We start from the raw sequence: 23,478 nt of genomic DNA, 5'->3' as shown, positions 1-23,478 counted from the left end.
TTATTCAGCTGGAACACCGCCGCCATTCAGCGCAGCCTTGTCGGCGGCAATGATTTCGGCCTTGGCGTCTTCGTAGGCATGGTGTTCGGCGTAATCGAGACCCTGCAGCTCGACCTCTACCGGGATCCGCAGAACGCCCGCGGCGGCTTGCATCTTGGCGATCAGGTAACCGGGCAGCCAGCCCAGCACCCCGAACATGATCACGGCGCCAACGGTCTGACCCACCGGGTTCACGGTGGCGAAGCCTTCATAGGGCGAGCTCGGCGCGCCCCACAGCAGGAAGCCCGCGATGATCAGGCCGACAACGCCGGAATACCCATGCACCGCAACGGCGCCCACCGCATCATCCAGCTTGAACGTGCGCTCCACCCAGTAGTGCAGCTTGTACACGATCACGACACCAACCGCACCGACCAGCATCGCCTGGATCGGGTGATACAGATCGTTGCCCGCGGAAGCGGTGATAATGCCAGCCAGACCGCCGGAGAAGGTCCAGAACGCATCGCCCTTGGACACCACATAGGCCGCCATCAGACCGCCGGACAGCGACATCAGGAAGTTGAAGGTGATCGCAGACAGCGAGGTCGGCGCCAGATAGATGTTGGTGGCCGTCCAGGTGTCGCCAGTCAGCAGCCCGCCAATACCTTCGGGCGAGATCACCGGGATGTTGCAGGCGGCATAGAAGCCCCAGAAACCGGAGTAGATCAGGAAGATCCCGATGGTCAGCATCCAGGGATTATGCGGCGGGATATCGCGCGGGGTGCCATCGGCGGCAAACTTGCCCAGCCGCGGCCCCAGCACCATGATCACACCCAGCGCGTAACCGCCGGCAATCGCGTGGATCACGCCAGACGCATAGGCATCATGATAGCCGAGGTATTTGACCATCCAGCCTTCGGCATGCCAGCCCCAGGCGGCGTCGATGATCCAGAACACCGAACCGATCATCACCGCATGCACCCACAAGGCGGAGGAGCGGATCCGCTCGATGACAGCCCCCGACACGATCGAGGCTGCGGTCCAGGAGAACAGCAGGAACGCCGCCCAGAACACGCCGGTGATCCGGTCGGACAGGTTGGCAGCCATGTTCTGCGACCATGGCAGGTTTGCCGCGCCCGCTTCATGGTTCAGCCCGCCGAAGAACGGGAAACTGGGGAAGGCCCAGTAGATCCACCAGCCGAAAAAGAAGAATGTCACCGTGACCAGCGGAATGATCATGATGTTCTTCATCAATGTGTGCATGTGGTTGCGGTGGCGGCTGGCGCCGACCTCATACATGCAGAACCCCACGTGAATGAGGAACATGAAGACAACCGTCACCCAGTAATAGAACTCGGTGAACACGGTTGTTAGCGCGTTCAGATTTCCATCCAATGTTTTGCCCTCCTGTTGGCAGTTCTCCCGGGCATTTTTGCCTCTTGGGAATATTATTTTCCTTTATTGTGGGTCTCGGTGTGCAAATCTGTCAATAATCATGTGAAAGTTTATTCACTGGCAGGGAATTCTGCTGGCTCCCAGGCACCCTTTCCTGGTTCTCCTACCGCACCTGTTAGCCCTCGCACCCCAACAGCTTAGGGAACCCCGCCATCGCTTGGCTGCCGCACTCCGACGCCCCTGGGAAACGCGGGCAAATCGCACTGGGGACCGGCCCGTTTGCGGCGGAATCACGCGAATCCGCGGCGCTGCAACCTCCCGATTCTCACTCTGGGCGGGTCATCCGGCAGCATCCGCAACCTCAAACCGGCAACCCAAAAGACCATTTCAGGCCAATCCATGCCGCAAAGCCATGCGGAATCGGCATTTTAGGCGAAATCTTTTTCCTGATAGGAATATTCATTGACACAACACCCCCTCTCTTGGCTAACTGGACCAGACCAATGGAACCAAATCAACAATTTTGGTCCGCACCAATAGGGAGAAACGCAAAATGGCCATCATCTGGCGGACTTCAGCACTGGCGCAGCGCCACAAGGAAATCGGCGGCGAGCTGGAAGATTGGAACGGCATGGGAACCGCATGGTTCTATGACCACACCCCTGAACGCGCCAAAGCAGATTACGAGGCGGTCCGCACCAAGGCGGGCCTCATGGACGTATCCGGCCTCAAGAAGGTACACGTAGTGGGTGAGCACGCGGCCCAGGTCATCGACCGGGTCACCACCCGCAACGTCGAAAAGATCATGCCGGGCCGCTCCACCTATGCCTCGATCCTGAACGACCAGGGCAAGTTCGTGGATGACTGCATCATCTACCGCCTGTCGGTGAACAGCTGGATGGTGGTGCACGGCACCGGCACCGGCATGGAGCAGCTGAACACGGTCGCAGCCGGCAAGAACTGCTCCGTGATCTTCGACGACAACCTGCACGACATGTCGCTTCAGGGCCCGGTCGCAGTCGACTTCCTCGCCGAATACGTGCCCGGCATCCGTGATCTGGCCTACTTCGGCATCATCCAGACCAAGCTGTTCGGCTGCCCGGTGATGATCTCGCGCACCGGCTACACCGGCGAGCGCGGTTATGAGATTTTTTGCCAGGCCAAGGACGCGGTGCACCTCTGGGACAGCATCCTGGACAAGGGCGCGGGTCTGGGCATCGTGCCCGTCCAGTTCTCCACCCTCGACCTGCTGCGCACCGAAAGCTACCTGCTGTTCTACCCGGGCGACAACTCCGAAACCTACCCGTTCGACGACGAGACCTGCGGCGACACGCTGTGGGAGTTGGGCCTCGAGTTCACCGTCTCCCCCGGCAAAACCGGCTTCATCGGCGCCGAGAACCACTATGCCGCCGAAGGCAAGGAGCGGTTCAAGATCTACGGCGTCATGCTGGAGGGCAAGATCCCCGCGGATGAAGGCGCGGACCTCCTGCAGAACGGCGAGAAGGTCGGCGTGGTCACCTATGGCATGTATTCCGAGATCAACAATCATAACGTGGGCATCGCGCGGATGCCGGTCGACTGCGCCAAGCCCGGCACCGAGCTGACGGTCCGCAATGGCGACGGCACCGAAATTGCCGCCACCGCCGCAGAGATGCCCTTCTACGACAAGGACAAATCGATCCGCACCGCAAAGGGCTGATCCGGATCCCGGGCGCCCCCATCCCGGGGGCGCCCGCTTTCGTTCACCCGGACTGCAGGAAAAGCGACCCACATGTCTAAGACCCAATTCCCACCTTCGATCAAAAGCCGCCCGGTTTACGGCGAGCTTGAAGCCCGGCCCGGCAGCGGCCACCTGATGATTGCCGACGCCGAAGGCGCCGAGGCGATCCTGGATCTGGCCAAATCCCTCGCAAAATCAGGGGCCAAGGATTTCTGGGCCAAGTCCCACATAATCTACATCCCCAAGGCAACTGGCACCAAATACAGCAGCCAGCTGGAAGAGTTGGGCGCCGGCAAGTTCTATGCCGGCCCCTCTTACGAGGCCGCGCAAAGCCGCATCCGCCGTGCCCTGCAGGATTGCCACATGGGCACGCAGGTGTATCTGAGCGGCACCGAAAGCCTGATGGGCCAGGCCATGGCCGAGGCCACCGCGGCGGGCATCCCGCACACCGCGATCCAGACCGAACACCGCGGTTCAACCGCGCGGCGCATGCAATGCGTGCACTGCAAGGGCATCACTGAGGACGTCACCACCGACCCGTTTGAATGCAGCCACTGCGGCCTCAGCCTGTTCGTGCGCGATCACTACTCGCGCCGCCTCGCCGCCTTCCAGGGCGTGCGGGTGGACGCCGAGGATCCGGGCAACATCCCCGAGAAAGTGGAGCTGTTCAAATGAGTGCTGGCACCGCAAAACTGAATGTCACCGTGGCCGAGGTGAAACCAATCAACGATTTGGTCACGCGTTTCAAATTTGTCCGCACCGGCGGCGGCGGCCTGCCAACCTTCTCGGGCGGCGCGCATACCGTGGTGGAGATGCAGGACGGCGATATCACAAGGCTCAACGCCTATTCGCTGATGTCCGATCCGGCCGACCGCGGCGCCTACATGATCTCGGTGCGCCGCGACGACGAAGGCCGCGGCGGCTCCAAGTTCATGCACAGCCAGGTGAAAGAGGGCATGGAGATGGTGATCTCCAACCCGGTGAACCTGTTTTCGCTGGACTTGCGGGCAGGCAAGCATCTGATGCTGGCCGGCGGCATCGGCATCACGCCGTTCATGGCCCAAATGCATCAGCTGACCATGATGGGCGGCCATTTTGAGCTGCACTACGCGGTCCGCACCGCTTCGCTCGGCACCTACGCGGAAGAGCTGAAGGCCAAATACCCCGGCAAGGTCCACATCTACCACGACGACCAGGGGGAGGCGATCGACCTCAAGACTCTGCTCGCCACCCAGCCGCTGGGCACCCATGTCTATGTCTGCGGCCCCAAAGGCATGATCAACTGGGTGCATTCCACCGCCGGGGAGATGGGCTGGCCGCGCGAAGCCGTGCATTCCGAGGAGTTCCTGGCCCCCGCTTCCGGCAAGCCGTTCGAGGTAAAATGCGCTGTGTCGAACAAGGTGGTTCAGGTCGGCGAGCATCAATCGCTGCTGGAAGCGCTGGAAGCAGCCGGCATCGACGCCCCTTACCTCTGCCGCGGCGGCGCCTGCGGCCAGTGCGAGACCAATGTCATCGGCTACGACGGCAAGTTCCTGCATTACGATCACTGGCTGACCGATGAGCAAAAGGCCAGCGGCAAGCATATCATGCCCTGCGTCTCGCGCTTTGAAGGCAAGACCCTGGTCCTGGATCGCTGAGGAAAGAAAATGACAATCCAATTCAACGACGAAACCTTCTACGGCGACTTCACCTTCAAGAACTCGGACTGGGCAGTCAAACGCTTCCCGTTCCCGTTCCACGAGGACAGCTACATGTACTCGGTGAACATGGAGCCGCATAAGTCCTACCGGCCCGGTTCGGTGTTTGAGCGCACCTTCGACGTGGACGAGCATTACGTCTCGGAAATGAAGGACCGTGCCCGCGTGCTGGCAAACGATCCGCTGCGCTGCCAGTCGCTGCCGCACATGACGCTGGCCGGCTGGGACCTGCTGGAACTGATCATGGAGGCCAAGGCGTCCGAATACCCGGACCTGTTCGAACTGCACAAGGACGGCAACCGCTGGCGCTGGATCAACAAGCCGCTGGGCATCGACGACACCTTCACTTTCCTGGACGAAAGCACCCTGCCTTACGGGCCGATGGAATACATCACCCGCCAGACCCAGGGCGACTTTGCGGTGCTGGACCAGCGCGACGACAACCTGTGGATGGATGCCGGCATGGTCACTACCCAGGCTGACTGGTCGCTGGATTTCGACATCGGGATGAACTTCTTTGAATGGCACGCGCCAGTGCCAAAGGCGCATGAGATGGGCATCTTCGTGCGAGCGCTGAAATTCCTGCTGAATATCCAGCAGGGCCAGCCGGCCCGTCGCCTGAACTGGACGATGACGGTCAACCCGCTGTTGGACACCAGTCCTGAGAACTACCACAAATGGGGCGTGATGAAGCAGGGGCTGACGATGGACAACATCGGCGAAAAGCAGCACCTGCGGGTCGAGCTTCAGACCTTCTTCCGCCTGCCCCGCTCCAACGCGCTGGCCTTCCCGATCCGCTGCTACCTGATCAGCTTCAACGATCTGGTGACGGTGCCGAAATGGGGCCGCCGCCTGCACCGGGTGATCCGCGACCTGCCGGAGGAGCTGGCGACCTATAAGGGCTTCATCGACAACCGCCCGCTGATGGTAGAGTGGCTCTCGCAGTATGACGACGGAAGCCCCACCTCGGACGGTATCTGGCCCGACGACGAGTGATCCCGAGCGGACCCTGGCGGGCCGTCCCTACCACCCCTGTCACTAAGGCCCGCCTCACTGACTGCCGCTGCCTCTGGCTCCGGCAGTTTCTTTTTTCTGCAGAGGGAGAACGCAGCCCTCCCGCCCCCGCCTCAGACGGCAGGCTGCGCCTGCCCCCTGCGCGGCGTTGGGCCGGGCAGCGCGCGTTGCGCGCTGCGGGCGGCATCCGCAAGGCTTTCCGCAAAACGCAACCGCGCCGCGCATCGCGCGGCGCCGGGCCCAACTTTGCAGGGGCATCGTCAGATGCTCCGCAGCAGGCGGGAGCGCCCCGCCGCGCCTCAGCTCGACTGCGGGTAGGAAATGATCGACAGGTAACGCGCAGGCAGCTTGACCAGCTCCTCCGGCCCATGCGGCGCGTCGGCGTCAAAAAACAGCGTATCGCCAGGCTTCAGCGCAAACACCTTGTCGCCGTGCCGGTAATCCACCTCGCCTTCCAGCATATACAGCATCTCGATACCGTCATGCTGGAAGGTCGGGAAGACATCCGACTCTTCAGTCAGGGTGATAATATAGGGTTCAACCATCACGCCGGAGGCATTGGCGCCGAGGTGGCCGAGCAGCTGATACTGATGCCCGGCCCGGGTGCCCGCGCGCTCCATTTCCGCACCTTCCCCCGCCTTCGTATGCACCGCCTCGCGGGTTTCCTCAAAGCGGCGGAAGAACGACGTGATCGGCACGCTCAGCGCATTGGCCAGCAGCTGCAGCGTGGTCAGCGACGGCGAGGTGTTGCCGTTCTCAATCTTCGACAGCATGCCAATCGACAGTCCGGTCAGATTGGCCAGATCCGCCACTGTGATGCCCTGCTGACGCCGGAATGACCGCACTTCGCGGCCGATCGCCACCTCCAGGACTTTTTCCGAGCCCTCGCGGACACGATGCGGATCTTGAGAAAGGTTATTTGCCACTGCGTCGGTATCGTCTTTAGGTTTAGCCACTGTGTTATCTTCCTTATTGACGGCCTCTGACAAGCGCGCAGCGGCGCGATACGCAAAAACTTTTCCAGGCGCAAGAAATCCCGCGAAAATTATTTTACTGCCATTACCACTTTTTCCCAACCCCTTACCGGCTGGGGAAAGAAACTAGTTGCTCCGCAGCACCGGCCCGCAGGGCGACAAACAAAAAACCCGGGCCAGTCAGCCCGGGCTCTCCCCCGCCTTGACAGCACTGAGCCTGCGCTCACGCATCCAGCAGCAGCAGGCAGGCCCCCAGCACCTTGCGGGTGCCGTCAAACACCGCGGGCTTCTCGCCGCGCCAGCGGCTGGCGTGCCGGTGCAATGCCGCCCGGCCCGAGGTCAGGTTGCGCAGCGTTTCCCCGGCTTCCCCTGCAATCAGGCCCACGCGGGTTTTCAGATTGGCATGAAAGGTCTCGCGGTGCAGCGCCTCCATCCGCAGGTGAAACAGCGACGACCGGCTGCGCGGCGCGATCTGCATCGCCTCTACCTGCTCTGCCGCTCCGGCCCAGATCCGCAGGGCGCGGGCCTGCAACCCTTCTGCCTCCTCCAGCGCACCGCGCCGGAATTGCAGCGCCGCCAGATTGGCAGGCGCCGTGGCCCGGCGCAGATCCGCCGCAGGAAAGGCAATCCGCGCCAGCAGATCCGCCAGCCGGAACAGGCGCACCGCCGGACGGACACGCCCCTGCGCGGCTGCTGCCAGCGCCCGCTCCATCAGCCGTTCCCAGGCCAGATCGGCCCGCGACCAGCCCGCCTCGCGCGCCGCCCGCATTTCCGCATCCGGCTTAAAGCCCCAGATACGCGGCGCGGACGTGTTCGTTTCCGTGAAGCTCATCTGCAGGACCCTCCATTGCTGCATTTCCGGTTTCCAGGACATAGGCGTAATCGGCCAGCTCCAGCGCCAGCTCGGCATTCTGCTCGACCAGCACCACCGACAGCCCGTTGGCGTTGATCTCTTCGACGATCCGGGCGATCTCCTCGACAATCACCGGCGCCAGCCCCATCGAGGGCTCATCCATCAGCAGCAGCCGCGGCTTGGACATCAGCGCGCGGCCTATGGCCAGCATCTGCTGCTCACCGCCAGACATGGTTTTGGCCATCTGGGTGCGCCGCTCTCGCAGGCGCGGGAAGCGTTCAAAGACATCCTCCAGATCCGCCTCAATTGCTTCCCTGTCCTTGCGCAGGAACGCCCCGGTGCGCAGGTTCTCCTCCACCGTCATATCCGGAAAGATCCGCCGCCCTTCCGGGACATGGGCGATACCGTTTGCCACCACCTTATGCGCAGGCAGATGGTCGATCCGCTTGCCTTCGAACGTGATCTCCCCCGCGGTGATTGGCAGCATCCCGGACATTGCCCGCAGCGTGGTGGTCTTGCCCGCGCCGTTGCCGCCGATGATGGTGACGATCTTGCCCTCCGGCACCGCAACCGAGATGTTCCGGATCGCGTTGATCTTGCCGTAATTGACGGCGACGTTCTTCATCTCAAGCAACATGGCGCGCGCCTCCCAGATAGGCCTCGATCACCGCCGGATGGTTGCGTATCTCCCGAGGTCCGCCCTCGGCCAGGAATTTGCCAAAGCTCATGCAGGTGATGGTGTCGCACAGCCCCATGATCGCCTGCATGTCATGCTCCACGATCAGGATGGTGATGCCGTCCGCCTTAAGCCGCTCCATCAGGTCCATCATCTGCCGGGTCTCTTCCGGGTTCATGCCGGTAAAGGGCTCGTCCAGCAGGATCACATCCGGATGGCTGGCATAGGCCACCGCCATCCCCAGCGCCCGCTGATGCCCATGGCTCAGATCGCCGGCCCGTTCCTGCATCACATGATCGAGGCCGAAGAACTCCAGCGCCTCCTTCGCCCGCGCCTTGGCCCCGCTGCGGTCCTCCCGGTCCCAGCCGATGATCGCGGCAAAGATATTGGGCCGGAACGGCATGTGGGTGCCGACCAGCGCATTCTCCAGGACGGTCAGCTCCGCAAACAGGGTCGAGTGCTGGAAGGTCCGCACCACCCCGCGCCGGGCCACCTCATGCATCTGCAGTCCGGAGATATCCTCGCCCCGCAGCAGCACCTGCCCCTCGCTTGGCTTGTAGAAGCCCGAGATCATGTTGAACGTCGTGGTCTTCCCAGCCCCGTTGGGCCCGATCAGACCGTGGATGGAGCCATGGGCCACCTTGAACGACAGGCCGTCCACCGCCGTCAGGCCGCCAAACCGCATGGTCAGGTCTTTGACTTCGAGAAAATCGGTCATTCTGCCGGGCTCCGTTCCGGCGCGCCTTCAGCGGCGCGTCTTTTCGTGAATTTCTGCACGATGCTTTCCAGCCCGTTGGGCAGGAACAGGATCGACAGGATCATGATGGCGCCATAGATCAGCGGCCGCATCTGTTCGAGCCCAAGCTCTCGCAGAACAACCTCGTTGATCACGGTCAGCACCACGCAGCCCAGGATCGGCCCGTAAAAAGTAGCGGTGCCGCCGACAATCGCCCAGGTCAGCACAAAGACCATCAGGTCGATATCAAACGCGTTGGGATTGATGGTGCCCACATAATGCGCCAGCAGCGCGCCGGAGATGCCGGCAAAGCCCGACGCAATGGCAAAGGCCAGCGTCCGGTAGGCCCGCACGTTCACGCCAGATGCCTGCGCCAGCTTGTCCTGCCAATGCACCGCGTGGAAGGTGAGGCCGACGGGCGATTTCTCGATCCGCCACAGAACCCACAGGCAGAAAGCAACAATGACACCGGCGAAATAATAGTATGACGTCGGCTCGAAGAAATCGAACTGATAGAACCCGATTGAGAAGTCCGGCATCGGGTCGATCCCCTTGATGCCCTTGGCGCCGCCAAAGGGGTCGCGGAACCGCTTCCACAGCAGGCGGATAATCTCGCCCGCCGCAAACGATCCGATCAGGAAATAGAACCCCTTCATCCGGAACAGCGGGAACGACAGCAGCACCGCAATCAGCGCCGCAATGACACCGCCCAGCAGCATCGAAACCGGCACATACACGCCCAGCTTCTTGGTCAGAAGCGCCGAGGAATAGGCCCCCACCCCCATGATCACCACATGGGCCAGCGACCATTCACCGGTCAGCGTCAGCAGCCGGTAGCTGGCCACCAGCAGCACATTGATGGTCAGGAACACCAGGATTTCCTGCTGCGAGAAGCTGAGACCATGCGGCAGGGCAACCAGCGCGGCCAGCACCGCGATCCAGATCAGGAACTTAGGCACGGTCCGCACTCCCGAACAATCCGGTCGGCTTGACGATCAGCACAACCAGCATCAGCGACAGACCCACGATGTCGGCCAGAACGCCGTCCCAGAAGGTGGTCACAAAGGTATGCACCAGCGCATAGGCGACCGAGGCGACGATGGCCCCCTCCAGCGAACCGACCCCGCCGACGATGATGACAATGAACGCAGTGACGATCACCGAATGGCCCATATGCGGGTTGACCGAAACCAGCGGCGCCGTCAGTGCGCCCGCAATCCCCGCCAGCCCTGCACCGATGAACATGGCGATGCGCGCAGTCTGGGTGATTGAAATCCCCTGCAGCGCCGCCGCCTCAGGATCCTGCGCCGAGGCGCGCAAGGCCCAGCCGAATTTGGTCCGCTTCAAAAAGTACCAAAGCGCCGACAGCAGCACAATTGCAGCGATGATCACATACAGCCGTGCCACCGGCAGCCGCACCTTGTCGGAAAACGCAATCACCTCCTGCGTGACCGGCGGGATATGCACCATCCGCACGCCGAACCCCATCACCGCCAGCGCCTGCAGGATCATCAGAAACCCGATCGAGGCGACCAGCCCGCCCAAGGGGTTGTCTTTCAAGGGCCGGAACAGGGCCCTTTCCATTAAAAGGCCCAGGCAGCCCACAAACAGAAGGCCCGCTGCCACAGCCAGAAAGAACGGCACATTCAGGCCGGCATAGAGCGCCACAATTGCATAGGCACCCGCCATGAACAGTTCGCCATGGGCAAAATTGATCACGCCCATGACACCAAAGATCAGCACAAGCCCCACAGCAACAAGGGAAATATAGCTCGCAGCATACACGGCGTTGAGGCCGGTCTGCGCCAAAAGGTCCAGCATCGGATTGTCTCTTTATTCAGTCGCTCTCGCAGTGCGGGGACAGGCCTCGCACCGCCTGATGGCCTGGCCTGCAGGTCAGCTGCGCTGATCCCACATCTGGTCGTAGGCCTTCATATGCTTGACCAGCAGATCGCCGTGTCTTGCGTACCAGTCGGGGATGGAGCGGAAGTCCTTGATCCGGGCCTTGCCGCCTTCAATGGCCACCACCGGCCAGTCGCCCACCAGCGCGTTGTCGATGCCAAACAGCTCAGTGCCCCACCAGTCCGCATCGCCAAAGGCATGCTTGCCCTTGCCCTCTTTCATGGCAGCTGCCACCGCATCCGGACTGGCCGAACCGGCCTTCTCGGCGGCCGCCTTCCACAGATCCATGATCGAGGCATATTCCCAGCTCACCGCGCCCCACTGGCCCGGATGCCGCCTGTTGAACTCGGCATAAAATCCGTTCGGGTCGGTGAAGTTGATGTTGTCGCCGTTCAGCGCCGGATCGTCGAAATCCGGGAACTGGAAGACAAAGCCTTCCATGAATTCCTCGGAGGTCTTGGCGATCATCTGGTCATAGAAATCCGCGGTGCAGGAAATGATCTGCCCCTTGAACCCCTGCTGGAACAGCTGCTCGGCAATCGGATGCACATAGTCGCTGTAGCAGGTATCCAGGCAGACGATATCCGGGTCTTTGCTGATCAGCCGGGTCACCACCGGCGCAAAATCGGTGGTGGCCGGGTCAAACAGCAGCGGCGCGTCCAGCATCTCGATGCCCGCCGCCTCAAAAGCCGCCAGATAGGTCGCGACCGAGGGCAGCCCCAGCGCATCGTCCTGGGCGCACATCACAGCGGTTTTCAGCTCCGGCTTGTTCTCTGCCAGCCACTCGACCCCGGTCACGTTATAGATTGGATGCACCTCGGCCGGCGCAATCAGCGTATTGGTGTCCGGCGACAGGTCGGACGGCAGCAGGGTCGAAAACAGCATCCCCGTCTTGTCCGCCACCGGCTGCACGCCGGGCCAGGTGTCGCCGCCCAGCATCATGATGAAGCTGACCCCGTCCTCGCGGATCAGCTTGGTCGCCCCGGTGCGCGCCTTGGCCGGGTCGTATTCATTGTCGTAGGAGACGAACTCGACACTGTAACTGCCGTCACTCAGCTTGATACCGCCCGCGGCGTTGACCCGCTCAGCCCAGATCTGGCAGCCGTCCAGCCCCGGCTTGCCCCAGGCCGCAACCGCGCCGGTCAGCGGCGCCAGAAAGCCGATCCTGATGGTATTGCCCGCCGCCAGCGATGCGCCCGGCAGCCCGGCGCTCATCGCGGTGACCGCTGTCGACTTGAGGAACGTCCTCCGGGTCAGCCCCGATTTCACGATCTTGGAAATCATTTTCATCTCCCATGTTGGACCCGCCTGTTTTTGCGGCGGTGTGTTCTTCGGGATGGGGCCGCTGCGGGGCTCCTGATGCCGGTCCGGCGGGACTGAACCAGTTTCCCGAAATTGGACCCATCCTGGACCAAGGCTAGCAGCGAGATGGTTCACCTCCAAGAAATTTTCTTTCACTTTCGGCGCACAAAAGGCACCAAAATAGAACCACAGGCATGTATTTCCGGCAAATACAGCGTCAAAAACGGCATCAAAACATTACCTTACAGCTCATCTTAATAATCCCGCCGAACAACCAATTTAAGAACCAATTTTCTCTGATTTCTTGCCGTCCGGCGCAGGAGCCGCTAGTCTCGGTGCCAGTTACAGTTGTGCCAGACGGTTGCACACCGGCCGCCAAAACCGGTATTTGCACCTTGGCACAGAGATCAGGAGCAGGGGATTCTCCCGCTCGTCCGGCCCGGAAAACAGATATGAGCTCAGCGGAAGAGACGACCTCGCAAATCCTGACCACCCATTCCGTGGGGGCCACCGTTCAGGTGGTGATCGACACCCTGTTTGCCCGCATCAAGGCGGGCACCTACCCGGTCGACACCCGGCTGCCGTCCGAACGGACGCTGGCCTCGGAACTGGGGGTGGCCCGCAACACGGTGCGCGAAGCACTGGATGTGCTGGCCGGCCAGAACGTGATCCACCGCCGCCCCGGCTCCGGCAGCTTTGTCAAATACCGCTCCGACCCCAAGCCCGAGGCCTCCTACTCGTCGCTGGCCAAGGAAGTGTCGCCGCTGGACCACCTGGTGGTGCGCGGCATCCTGGAGCCTGAGCTGATCCGCCTGGCTGTCATCAATATGACCCCCCGCCAGATCGAGGAGCTGGACGAGATCCTGTCGCGTGTTGAGGCCGTGCGCACCGATCCCGGCGACTTTATCGAGGCGGAGGAAGACCTCTACCGCAAGATTGCCGAGGGCACCGGAAACCCGCTGCTGCACTCCTGCTACGAGCTGACGATCGAGGCCTGCCGCCTGTCCTACCGCACCGCCCTGCGCCGCCGCCACCTGACGCCGCAGCGGATTCAGGACTACCAGAAACGCTATAACACGCTGTTCAACGCCATCGCCTCACGCGATGTGGAATCCGCGGTGGAATTCATCAAGCTGCACCTGATCGACGAGCAGAAGCTGCTGCTGCAGGAGATCTGATCCCGCGCTGGACCTGCCCCGCGGGACCCCCGCTATCAGGCCTGCACCGTCAGCCTTGCACTGCGCGCGAGCCAACCCGGCTTCCCGGCGCGCCGCTTTCCAGACGCTGGTGCCATAGCTGCCCCAGCGCCTCCATCTCTGCCTTCAACAGATTGGAATGCTGCGACAGCCAGGCCGGGATTGATCTGAACCCGGCAATCCGCGCCTTGCCGTCCTGGATGGTGACCACCGGCCAATCGCCAACCAAGGCATTGGAAATGCCGAAAATATCCTCGCCCCACCAGTCCGCATGGCCAAAGGCGTGGGTGACATGCCCCAGCTGCTTCATCGCCGCCAGCACCGACGGCGGCTCGACCGAGCCCGCCTTCTCCACCGCGCTGTGCCAGATATCCAGGATCGCCACATACTCCCAGCTCACCGCCGACCAGCTGCCGGGGAAGCGGCGGTTGTACTCCTCAAAAAACACATGCGGGCGGTTGAAGAAAAACGCCTTCTCCCGCAGCATCGGATCGTCGAAGTCCGGGAACTGGAACACCACCCCTTCCATGAATTCGGCTGAGGTCTTCTCCACCAGCTGGTCATAGCCATCCATGGTGCAGCTGATGATCTGCCCCGTGAACCCCTTGGCATAGGCATATTCCGTCATCGCATGCACCATCGGCGCATAAGACGAGCACCAGCACAGGATATCGGCGCCGCTCTCCAGCATCGGATCCACCACCGGCCCCGGATCGCTGGTTTCCGGATCATACTGCACTTCCCGCAGGATCTGCTTGTCCGCCGCCTTGAACGCCGCGCGGTAGACTGCCTGCGCAGGCAGCCCCAGCAGATCGGCCTGGCTGCACAGCGCAACCGTCTTCAGCTCCGGCCGGTTTTCCGCCAGCCAGGCCACCCCCGTCACATTCTGGATCGGATGCGCCTCGCTGGGCGCAATCAGATAAGGCGTGTCCGGCGACAGATCGGTTGGCAGCAGGGTCGATGTCAGCACCTTGTTGCGCATCAGAAAGTCGCGCACCGCCGCAAACGTGTCCCCGCCCAGCATCAGCATCAGTTTGACGTTGTGCTTCTGCACCAGCTCCACCGCGCCCTCCAGGGAGCGTTCGGGGTCATGGCCGCAGTCATATGAGTGGATGCGGATCGGGTAGCGGCGGCCGCCGATCAGCAGCCCGCCGGCCTTGTTCAGACCGTCCTCCCAGATCCGGCAGCCGTTCAGCCCGGGCAGCCCCCAGCTCTCGGCCTGCCCCGAAAGCGGTCCCAGAAAACCGATATTCACTGATTCTGTCATTCCCACCGACAGCCGGGGCAGCGCCGCGCGGGCGGCCAGCTGGTGTGCAAAACTCGTCGTCTTCATGTTCTGAATCCTAACGATAATTCTCCGCCCTGCCAGTCCAATCCGGGAAAAATACTATTCCCTCCGTGAAAATATGTTGACTCGGCGGTGCAATTTTGGACCTTATTGGATCAGACCAAAAGAACCAAACAGACATATTGGTCTATACCAATGGGAGAGCCACATGACCAAGAAGAGAATCGCCATCATCGGCGCCGGCCCCTCCGGCCTGGCCCAGCTCCGCGCATTCCAATCCGCCGCCAACAAGGGCGAAGAGATTCCGGAGATCGTCTGCTTTGAAAAGCAGGACGACTGGGGCGGGCTGTGGAACTACACCTGGCGCACCGGCCTGGATGAAAACGGCGAGCCGGTGCACTGCTCGATGTACCGCTACCTGTGGTCAAACGGCCCCAAGGAAGGCCTCGAATTTGCCGACTATTCGTTTGAGGAGCATTTCGGCAAGCAGATCGCCTCCTACCCGCCGCGCGCGGTTCTGTTCGACTATATCGAAGGCCGCGTGAAGAAGGCCGGCGTGCGCAAGTGGATCCGCTTCAACTCCGCCATCCGCTGGGTCGAATACAACGAGGACGCGGGCAACTTCACCGTCACCGTGCACGACCACTCCAAGGACAGCACCTACAAGGAAGACTTCGACCACGTGATCTGCGCCTCCGGCCATTTCTCGACCCCGAACGTGCCGTTCTACCCCGGTTTCGACACCTTCAACGGCCGCGTGCTGCACGCCCACGACTTCCGCGACGCACGCGAGTTCAAGGACAAGGACATCCTGATCCTCGGCGCCTCCTACTCCGCCGAAGACATCGGCTCCCAGTGCTGGAAATACGGCTGCAAGTCCATCACCTCCTCCTACCGCTCGGCGCCGATGGGCTTCAAATGGCCGGACAACTGGGAAGAGAAACCGGCGCTGGAATCGGTCAGCGGCAACACCGCCACCTTCGTCGACGGCACCCAGAAGCAGGTCGACGCGATCATCCTCTGCACCGGCTACAAGCACTATTTCAACTTCCTGCCGGACGATCTGCGCCTGAAGACCGCCAACCGCCTGGCCGCCGCCGACCTGTATAAGGGCGTGGTCTATGTGCATAACCCCAAGATGTTCTATCTGGGCATGCAGGATCAGTGGTTCACCTTCAACATGTTCGACGCCCAGGCCTGGTGGGTCCGCGACGCGATCATGGGCAAGATCGAAATCCCCGCCGACAAGGACACCCTGCTGGCCGACGTCAAGGAACGCGAAGAGCGCGAAGAAGCCTCGGACGACGTCAAATACGCGATCAAATACCAGGGCGACTATGTGCTGGAGCTGATTGAGGAGACCGACTACCCGACCTTCGACGTGGCCGGCGCCTGCCAGGCCTTCTATGAGTGGAAGGGCCACAAGGCCAAGGACATCATGGCCTTCCGCAATAACTCCTACAAATCGGTCATCACCGGCACCATGGCGCCCGTGCACCACACCCCGTGGAAGGACGCCCTGGACGACTCGCTGGAAGCATATCTGCAGAACTAAGCAGATGCGCCCGCGCCGTTTCCCTTCCTGTACGGTGCGGGCACCCTTTCGCTGCTGTGCGAATCCCTCTTCGCAAGCTAAGATCAACCCCATGCAGCGCGACAACACCATGACCCTCGGTTTTCTGATTTTTCCCGGCTTTCCAATGGCCTGCCTGACGTCGGCCATCGAACCCCTGCGCGCGGCAAATGAAATTGCCGGCACCGAAACTTTCCGATGGAAGCTGATCTCCGAAACCGGTGCCAGCGTGAACGCCTCCGCCAATGTGGCGTTCCAGCCCGACTGCTCCCTGGACCAGACTGAGGACATCGACACCCTGTTCCTGCTGTCCAGCCCGCAAGGCAAATTCGAAGATCCCAAGGGCTCCAACGGCAAGCTGCGCCACCTCGCCCGCCATGGCACCGAAATGGGCGCGGTCTCCGGCGGCGTGTTCCCGCTGGCCCGCTCCGGCCTGCTGGACGGCCACAGCTGCTCGGTGCACTGGTGCTACAAGGCCGCGTTTTCCGCCGAATTCCCGTCGCTGGCCACCGTCGACGACGTGATTGTCCTCGACCGCCGCCGCTTTACCGCCAGCGGCGCCGCGGCGATGTTCGACCTGTCTCTGAAACTTATTGAACAGGCCCTGGGCGACGCGGTGATGACCGAAGTCGCCTGCTGGTTCCAGCACCCGATGGTCCGGGCCGAGGGCGTGCGCCAGAAGATCCCTGCCTTCAAGACCGACAGCACCGCCGACAGCCTGCCGCCGCCGGTCGCCAAAGCGGTTGAACTGTTTGCCGACAACCTGGAGCACCCGGTGTCGATCCGCGATGCGGCCAGCGAAATCGGCGTCTCGCCGCGCCAGCTGGAACGCAGCTTCAAGGCCGCCACCGGCCAAAGCCCCGCGATCTATTACCGTACCCTGCGGATGAACGCGGCGCGGCAGCTGGTGATGTACTCCCGCGACTCGATCACTTCGATTGCAAATGCGGTTGGCTACGCCACCTCCTCCACCCTGTCGCAGCACTACCGCGACAGCTTCGGCGTCACCCCGCAGGAGGAACGCCGCAAGGTGAACCTGTTCCGGGTCCAGGACAACCGGCCGATCCCCTCTGCCTGACGCATTCGGGGCAGTTGCGGCGCAATTCCCCGGGCCAGGGTCCTCGGCAGCCGCTAAACTCTCCCTATAGGTGCAACCTGTTTTGAGAGGACACGGTGATGCTGACCGCAGTTGCCACATTTTTTATCCGCCGCGCGGAAAAGCGGATTGGCGCAAGCCTGGATTATGTCCGCCACATCGCGCGGACGAATTTTTCCCTGCTGTCGCGTTACAACAGGATTTTCGGGTTTCTTGATCCCAACCGCCACGTTCCGGCTGCCGCCTACCACGCTGCCCGCCTGCGCGGCGCACTTGCCGCAGACTGCGGCACCTGCGTTGAGGTCGAGATCAATCTGGCGCGGGCCGGCGGGTTGGATGAGGAACTTATCAACGACGTCCTCAGGGCAGATTTCCAGACCCTGCCGCCGGAACTTGCCCCAGTTGTCCGGCTGGCCGACGCGGTCACCGCCCGGCGCGAGGACGACCCAGAAGCCCGCAGCGCAGTAACCGGCACCTACGGCGATGCCGGTCTGATTGAGCTGTCTTTTGCCATGAACGGGGCTGCGATGCTGCCAGGCATCAAGCGCGCAATGGGCCATGCGACAGCCTGCGACCTGTCGGTGATGCGGCGCCTTACTGCAAGCCGATAAAAAACGCCGCGCAGACTATGCGCGGCGTTTCGTCTTTCTCGCGGCGATCAGATCACCGACTTGGCCGCCGCCACCAGCGCATGATGCAGCGATGCCGCCGACGACCGCGGGCCGATGATCGAATATCTCTGGCCCGGTTCATGGCACAGCAGGAAAACACCCAGATGCTCCATCGAGGTGCGGGTCGCATCGCCCGCTTTGCCCGCGCGGACATTGGCGTTGCACAGCCGTTCCAGCACATCAAAACAGCGCACGCCTTCCAAGCCGAAACAGCACCAGCCATCGGTCTGCTCCACCACCGATCCAGCCTCGCCCACCGCCTGCTTCAGATCAGCCGCCAGCAGTTCGTGGCTGTCATGCGGCGCAGAGACCATCCACAGATCCGGGCCCATCCACCAGGCGGCAAACTCCCCTGCCGCGCTCCAGCTGGCAGGCTCCGGCAGGGGACCGCCCAGATACGAGGCGGCCGCGGCGTTCACCGCTTCCGCCTGCCCCTGGCGTATCGCCAAAGAGGCCAGCGCCCGGTCGGTGACTTCACGGATCAGCAGCCCGGTGAAAGTGTCCGCCCGCGGTTCATGCCCGCCCAGCGGAGAGATGGCTTTCAGACCATGATTATCAAACTTACCCACGGAGACGCTCCCCTTCCGGATCCACAAAATGCGCGCTGACGACTTCGACCTGGGTCTCGTGCCCTTCCAGCGGATTGACCGCACGGATGACCTCGCCTTTGCGGGCATCGCCGTTCTTCAGGAAGCCGATCCCGATCGAGGATTTCAGCACCGGCGAATAGGCCGCCGAAGTGATATAACCCTGATCGGTGGCCGCACTGACCTCGCCATCAGAGTTCATCAAATGCGCGCCGGCATAGACAGTGGCATTTGAATCCACCGGCTTGAACCCAACCAGCTTCAGTGCATCCTCCTGGTTCATCCCTTCGCGCTCACTCAACACGTTGCCGATGCAGTCCTTCTTCTTGCTGACCATCCGGCCCATGCCAAGGTTCAGCGCCGAAGTTGTCCCGTTCAGCTCATTGCCGGCCGCATGGCCCTTTTCGATCCGCATGACGCCCAGCGCCTCGGTGCCATAGGGAACCGCGCCGAACTCCTCGCCCGCCTCCATCAGCTTGCGGATCATCGCATCGCCATAGCGGGTCGGAACCGCGATCTCATAGGCCAGCTCGCCCGAGAAGGAGATCCGGAACAGCCGCGCCCGGCAGCCGCCCGCCACAGTGATTTCACCGCAGCCCATGAAGGGGAACGCCTCGTTCGAGATGTCGAACTCAGGGTCCACGACCTTTTGCAACAGCTTGCGGGCATTCGGACCCGCCACCGCGAACTGCGCCCAGGCCTCGGTGGTCGAGATCAGCTGCACATCCATATCAGGGAACAGGCACTGGCGCGCAAATTCCATGTTGCGGTAGACCAGAACTGCGTTGGCGGTGGTGGTGGTCACCACGAAATGATCCTCGGCAAAGCGCGCGGCGGTGCCGTCGTCATAGGCAATGCCGTCCTCGCGCAGCATAAGGCCATAGCGGACCTTGCCCACCGGCAGCTTGGCAAAGGCGTTGGCGTACATCTTGTTCAGAAACGCGGCGGCATCCTTGCCCTGCACGTCGATCTTGCCCAGCGTGGTCACGTCGCAGACGCCGACAGAATTGCGGGTCTGCAGCACCTCGCGGTCCACCGACTGGCGCCAATGGGTTTCGCCCGCCTTGGGGAACCACTGCGCGCGCAGCCACTGGCCCACCTCGACAAACACCGCGCCCTGTTCCTCGGCCCATTTATGGCTCGGGGTTTTGCGGGTGGGGCGGAATTCCTCACCCACAGACCGGCCTGCCATCACCCCAAAGGACACTGGCGTATAAGGCGGGCGGAACATGGTGGTGCCGACCTCGGGGATTTGCTTGCCCGCCAGTTCGGCCATGATCGCCAAACCGCCCATGTTGGAGGTCTTGCCCTGATCGGTCGCCATGCCCAGGGTGGTGTAGCGCTTCAGGTGCTCGACAGAGCGGAAGTTCTCCTGATGCGCCAGTTTCACGTCTTTGACGGTCACATCGTTCTGCTGATCCAGCCAAGCGCGGCCCTTGCCTTCCTTCACATACCAGAAGGGTGTCACGTTGACCGGGGCATCCTCGGCCTCGGGCAGATCTGCGGCTTTCGCCTCGATCCCCAGCTCCGACAGCGCGGCCACAGCGCCCTCGGCACCGGCCCGCAGCGCGGCAGCGGTGGAGAAATCGCCATTGGCGGCACCCGCCACAGACATATTCTGCGGCAGCTCGCCTGCGGGGACAAAGGCGGCAATATCCTCGCGCCAGGCCGGGCGGCCGCGCTGGTGGCAGGTCAGATGCACATTAGGGTTCCAGCCGCCGGACACCGCCAGCGCCCCGCAAGGCACGTCGCGGGTGGAGCCGTTTGCCAGGCGCACCTGCGCCCATTCCAGACCCAGCCGGCCTTTGGTGTCGATCACCTGGGCACCGGCAAGCAGCTCCGCGCCTTCGACCTTAGGCGCATCCGCGCGGGTGTCTATCACCGCCGTGACCTTCACGCCCTTAGCGATCAGGTCCGCCGCGGTGCGGTGGCCGTCGTCGTTGTTGGTGAAAACCGCAACCGTCTGGTCCGGCGTCACCGCCCAGCGGTTGGCATAGGCGCGCACCGCACCCGCCAGCATCACGCCCGGACGGTCGTTGTTCTCAAACGCAATCGGACGCTCGGTGGCCCCCGCCGCCAGCATCGCCCGCTTGGAATAGATCCGCCACAGGATCTGCCGCGGCTTGCCCGCTTCCGGTGCCAGCACGTGATCCGCTACCCGCTCCACCGCGCCATAGATGCCGTGATCAAAGGCGCCGATGATGGTGGTGCGCGGCATCACCCGCACGTTCGGCATCGCGGCCAGCTCGGCCTGCACCTGCGCCACCCAGGCGGAACCGGTCAGATCCCCGACACCAAAACTCTCGGCATTCAGGCGCCCGCCCAGCAGAAAGTCCTCATCGGCAATGATCACCTGCGCCCCGGCCCGGCCAGCGGTCAGCGCCGCCATCAAACCGGTGGGGCCAGACCCGATCACCAGCAGGTCGCAATGCAGGAACCCCTTGTCATAGGCATCCGGATCGGCCTCGAAACTGATGCTGCCCAGACCCGCCGCCTTGCGGATAATCGGCTCGTACAGCTTCTCCCAGAACGCCGCAGGCCACATGAAGGTCTTGTAATAAAATCCCGCGGTCAGGAAGTTTGAGAACCGGTCATTGATCGCCATGAAGTCATGCTTCAGCGACGGCCAGCGGTTTTGCGAGTTCGCTTCCAGCCCGTCATACAGCTCCGCCACGGTGGCGCGGGTGTTCGGCTCCTGCCGCCCGCCGCTGCGCAGCTCAACCAGCGCGTTCGGCTCTTCCGAGCCGGAGGTCAGCACGCCCCGCGGACGGTGGTACTTGAACGACCGGCCCATCAGCCGCACGCCGTTGGCCAGCAGCGCTGAGGCCAGCGTGTCGCCCTCAAACCCCTGGTAGCGCTTGCCATCAAAGGTGAAGCCCAGCTTCTTGGCGCCGTTGATCAGCCCCCCGTCCAGACGGTTCGCTTGAACACCCTTTCGGGCGCCATTGCTGCCATCGGCGCGGAACGCCATGGCACCGGCATTGATCACTGCGTCAGTCATTTGCTGCGCCCCCTTGCCCGGGCCACATCACGGGCCAGTTCGACATTCAGGATTTCATGGGTCACGGTGTTGCGGGTCACCACCAGCCAGGACCGGTCGCCCTGCTCGTGGAACCACAGCTCGCGGTGCTCGCCCGCCGGGTTGTCGCGCAGGTACAGGTAATCGTGAAACTGATCCGCTGCGTCCGCGGCCTGCCAGTCCGGCCGGTCGATTAGGCTTGCGTCGCCCAGATAGGTGAACTCCTGTGAATCCCGCGGCCCGAGGATCGGATGGGTGATAATCATCGTGTGCTCCTTTCCTCAGTGCAGGTTCGGCTGGGCGCCCTGGCCCTTTTCATCAATCATGCAGCCGCGGCGGAACCGGTCGAGCCGGTAGGCCGTGGCCACCTTGTGCGGCGTGTCGGTCGCCAGCAGATGCGCATAGCACCAGCCCGAGGCCGGGGTCGCCTTGAACCCGCCGTAGCACCAGCCGCCATTGAAATAGAGGCCGTCGATATGGGTCTTGTCGATGAAGGGGGAACCGTCCATCGACATGTCCATGATGCCGCCCCAGCTGCGCAGCATCCGCACTCGGCCCAGCGCCGGGATCAGGGCCATGCCGCCTTCCATCACGTCCTCGACCACCGGCAAATTGCCGCGCTGCGCATAGGAGTTGTACATGTCCAGATCGCCGCCAAAGACCAGACCGCCCTTGTCCGACTGGCTGCAGTAGAAATGGCCCGCACCAAAGGTGATCACCCCGTCCAGCACCGGCTTCAGCCCCTCGGACACAAAGGCCTGCAGCACATGGCTTTCGATCGGCAGGCGCATCCCAGCCTTCTCCATCACCCGGCTGGAGGAGCCGGCCACGCAGCTCGCCACCTTGTTGGCGCCGATAAAGCCCTTGGTGGTTTCCACACCCAGGCATCTGCCGTTCTCGATCTTGAAGCCGGTGACTTCGCAGTTCTGGATGATGTCCACCCCGCGCAGGTCGGCACCGCGGGCATAGCCCCAGGCCACCGCATCATGGCGCACGGTGCCGCCGCGGCGGTGCAGCAGCCCGCCCTTGATCGGAAAGCGCGCGTTGTTGAAGTTCAGGAACGGATACATCTCACGGACGCCATCGGTGTCCAGCAGCTCCGCATCCGAGCCGTTCAGGATCATCGCATTGCCCCGCCGCCGCGCCGCATCACGCTGCGCGTCCGTATGCACCAGGTTCAGAATGCCGCGCTGGCTGACCATGGCGTTGTAGTTGAAGTCCTGCTCCAGCCCTTCCCACAGTTTCAGCGACAGCTCATAAAACGGTTCATTGCCGTCCAGCAGGTAGTTGGAGCGGATAATGGTGGTGTTGCGGCCCACGTTGCCGCCGCCGATCCAGCCCTTCTCGATCACCGCGACATTGGTTAGCCCATGGTTCTTGGCCAGGTAATAGGCCGTCGCCAACCCATGCCCGCCACCGCCGATGATCACCACATCGTAGCTCTTCTTGGGTTCCGGATCGCGCCAGGTCGGGCGCCATCCCTTGTGGCCCGTCAGGGCCTCCTTGATCACTTTCAGGCCGGAGTACCGCATGATGTCCTCATCAACTGTCCCCGGCAGATTGAGTGAGAAATGCGTCACCTCACAGGGGGATTTCGGACACCGGACGCGCCATTTGCGTCATCAGCGTCAGTTCGCCCATTCAGATCCGGCAACCCATTTTGGACTACAGTCAGGCGCAAACCCCATCAATTCGCTGATTTAAAAGAAAAAAGCGCACTTCCCCCGCGAAGCCGCCAAAACCCCACATGACGCGCGGTTTGCGTCACCCGATCCGGCATCCGCGCCAAATGCGGCAGAA

General features: G+C 62.5%; 21 protein-coding genes. 8 read left to right on the top strand and 13 right to left on the bottom strand.

What is annotated here, in order from left to right; genetic code table 11:
• The gene (locus tag CAER_RS0115280; RefSeq protein WP_027236191.1) at positions 1–1,374 is read right to left on the bottom strand and encodes an ammonium transporter; all 1,374 of its coding nucleotides are present in this window, start codon (positions 1,372–1,374) and stop codon (positions 1–3) included.
• A 553-nt stretch (positions 1,375–1,927) separates the two neighbouring features.
• Here CAER_RS0115280 and CAER_RS0115275 point away from each other — a divergent pair.
• From CAER_RS0115275 to CAER_RS0115260, 4 genes are all read left to right on the top strand, one after another.
• Positions 1,928–3,073, top strand: a complete 1,146-nt coding sequence (locus CAER_RS0115275; protein WP_027236190.1) for an aminomethyltransferase family protein — start codon at positions 1,928–1,930, stop codon at positions 3,071–3,073.
• 72 nt (positions 3,074–3,145) lie between these two features.
• Positions 3,146–3,769, top strand: a complete 624-nt coding sequence (locus tag CAER_RS0115270; protein ID WP_027236189.1) for a dimethylamine monooxygenase subunit DmmA family protein — start codon at positions 3,146–3,148, stop codon at positions 3,767–3,769.
• A complete protein-coding gene (locus CAER_RS0115265) occupies positions 3,766–4,731 on the top strand; it encodes a PDR/VanB family oxidoreductase (RefSeq protein WP_027236188.1) in 966 nt (321 codons plus the stop codon). Before CAER_RS0115270 ends, CAER_RS0115265 begins: the two co-directional genes overlap by 4 nt.
• Before the next feature lie 9 nt (positions 4,732–4,740).
• The gene (locus CAER_RS0115260) at positions 4,741–5,787 is read left to right on the top strand and encodes a heme-dependent oxidative N-demethylase family protein (protein ID WP_027236187.1); all 1,047 of its coding nucleotides are present in this window, start codon (positions 4,741–4,743) and stop codon (positions 5,785–5,787) included.
• Between the two features lie 317 nt (positions 5,788–6,104).
• On the opposite strand, the gene CAER_RS0115255 is transcribed toward CAER_RS0115260, so the two are convergent.
• From CAER_RS0115255 to CAER_RS0115225, 7 genes are all read right to left on the bottom strand, one after another.
• Positions 6,105–6,761 carry a helix-turn-helix domain-containing protein gene (locus CAER_RS0115255; RefSeq protein ID WP_051357862.1) on the bottom strand — a complete coding sequence of 219 codons (657 nt, stop codon included), beginning with the start codon at positions 6,759–6,761 and terminating at the stop codon, positions 6,105–6,107.
• 241 nt (positions 6,762–7,002) lie between these two features.
• On the bottom strand, positions 7,003–7,611 hold the full coding sequence (locus tag CAER_RS0115250) for a hypothetical protein (protein WP_036797332.1): 609 nt from the start codon (positions 7,609–7,611) through the stop codon (positions 7,003–7,005).
• On the bottom strand, positions 7,562–8,269 hold the full coding sequence (locus tag CAER_RS0115245) for an ABC transporter ATP-binding protein (RefSeq protein ID WP_027236184.1): 708 nt from the start codon (positions 8,267–8,269) through the stop codon (positions 7,562–7,564). Before CAER_RS0115245 ends, CAER_RS0115250 begins: the two co-directional genes overlap by 50 nt.
• Positions 8,259–9,026, bottom strand: a complete 768-nt coding sequence (locus CAER_RS0115240) for an ABC transporter ATP-binding protein (protein ID WP_027236183.1) — start codon at positions 9,024–9,026, stop codon at positions 8,259–8,261. The genes CAER_RS0115245 and CAER_RS0115240 overlap by 11 nt, the downstream gene beginning before the upstream one ends.
• Positions 9,023–10,003 carry a branched-chain amino acid ABC transporter permease gene (locus CAER_RS0115235; RefSeq protein WP_154667779.1) on the bottom strand — a complete coding sequence of 327 codons (981 nt, stop codon included), beginning with the start codon at positions 10,001–10,003 and terminating at the stop codon, positions 9,023–9,025. The genes CAER_RS0115240 and CAER_RS0115235 overlap by 4 nt, the downstream gene beginning before the upstream one ends.
• Positions 9,996–10,865: a branched-chain amino acid ABC transporter permease gene (locus CAER_RS0115230; RefSeq protein ID WP_027236181.1), complete on the bottom strand. Its 870-nt coding sequence runs from the start codon at positions 10,863–10,865 to the stop codon at positions 9,996–9,998. The genes CAER_RS0115235 and CAER_RS0115230 overlap by 8 nt, the downstream gene beginning before the upstream one ends.
• A gap of 75 nt (positions 10,866–10,940) precedes the next feature.
• Positions 10,941–12,230 carry an ABC transporter substrate-binding protein gene (locus CAER_RS0115225; RefSeq protein ID WP_027236180.1) on the bottom strand — a complete coding sequence of 430 codons (1,290 nt, stop codon included), beginning with the start codon at positions 12,228–12,230 and terminating at the stop codon, positions 10,941–10,943.
• Positions 12,231–12,700: 470 nt separating this feature from the next.
• Between CAER_RS0115225 and CAER_RS0115220 the strand changes: the two genes are divergently transcribed.
• Positions 12,701–13,426: a FadR/GntR family transcriptional regulator gene (locus CAER_RS0115220; RefSeq protein ID WP_027236179.1), complete on the top strand. Its 726-nt coding sequence runs from the start codon at positions 12,701–12,703 to the stop codon at positions 13,424–13,426.
• A gap of 49 nt (positions 13,427–13,475) precedes the next feature.
• Here CAER_RS0115220 and CAER_RS0115215 read toward each other — a convergent pair whose 3' ends face one another.
• Complete coding sequence (locus CAER_RS0115215) at positions 13,476–14,777, bottom strand: ABC transporter substrate-binding protein (protein ID WP_027236178.1); 1,302 nt, start codon at positions 14,775–14,777, stop codon at positions 13,476–13,478.
• Between the two features lie 163 nt (positions 14,778–14,940).
• On the opposite strand from CAER_RS0115215, the gene CAER_RS0115210 reads away from it, so the two are divergent.
• The 3 genes from CAER_RS0115210 to CAER_RS0115200 all read left to right on the top strand — a co-directional run bounded on the left by CAER_RS0115210 (position 14,941) and on the right by CAER_RS0115200 (position 18,012).
• Positions 14,941–16,287, top strand: a complete 1,347-nt coding sequence (locus CAER_RS0115210; protein WP_027236177.1) for an NAD(P)-binding domain-containing protein — start codon at positions 14,941–14,943, stop codon at positions 16,285–16,287.
• Between the two features lie 91 nt (positions 16,288–16,378).
• Positions 16,379–17,383, top strand: coding sequence for a GlxA family transcriptional regulator (locus tag CAER_RS0115205; protein WP_027236176.1), 1,005 nt, complete (start codon positions 16,379–16,381; stop codon positions 17,381–17,383).
• Between the two features lie 98 nt (positions 17,384–17,481).
• On the top strand, positions 17,482–18,012 hold the full coding sequence (locus CAER_RS0115200; protein WP_027236175.1) for a carboxymuconolactone decarboxylase family protein: 531 nt from the start codon (positions 17,482–17,484) through the stop codon (positions 18,010–18,012).
• A gap of 47 nt (positions 18,013–18,059) precedes the next feature.
• On the opposite strand, the gene CAER_RS0115195 is transcribed toward CAER_RS0115200, so the two are convergent.
• Genes CAER_RS0115195 through CAER_RS0115180 form a run of 4 tightly spaced genes read right to left on the bottom strand, consistent with a single transcriptional unit; the run spans position 18,060 to position 23,210 of the window.
• Complete coding sequence (locus tag CAER_RS0115195; protein ID WP_027236174.1) at positions 18,060–18,641, bottom strand: sarcosine oxidase subunit gamma; 582 nt, start codon at positions 18,639–18,641, stop codon at positions 18,060–18,062.
• Entirely contained in the window at positions 18,634–21,630 is a 2,997-nt protein-coding gene (locus CAER_RS0115190; RefSeq protein WP_051357861.1) for a sarcosine oxidase subunit alpha family protein, read from the bottom strand. The genes CAER_RS0115195 and CAER_RS0115190 overlap by 8 nt, the downstream gene beginning before the upstream one ends.
• A gap of 26 nt (positions 21,631–21,656) precedes the next feature.
• Positions 21,657–21,944, bottom strand: coding sequence for a sarcosine oxidase subunit delta (locus tag CAER_RS0115185; RefSeq protein WP_027236172.1), 288 nt, complete (start codon positions 21,942–21,944; stop codon positions 21,657–21,659).
• 15 nt (positions 21,945–21,959) lie between these two features.
• Positions 21,960–23,210 carry a sarcosine oxidase subunit beta family protein gene (locus tag CAER_RS0115180; RefSeq protein WP_027236171.1) on the bottom strand — a complete coding sequence of 417 codons (1,251 nt, stop codon included), beginning with the start codon at positions 23,208–23,210 and terminating at the stop codon, positions 21,960–21,962.
• Between the last annotated feature and the right edge of the window lie 268 nt (positions 23,211–23,478).

It is taken from the genome of Leisingera caerulea DSM 24564 (assembly GCF_000473325.1).
Classification (GTDB): Bacteria; Pseudomonadota; Alphaproteobacteria; order Rhodobacterales; family Rhodobacteraceae; genus Leisingera; species Leisingera caerulea.
Note: the sequence above shows the minus strand (reverse complement) of the source record. Positions and strands in the feature narration are given on the sequence as shown.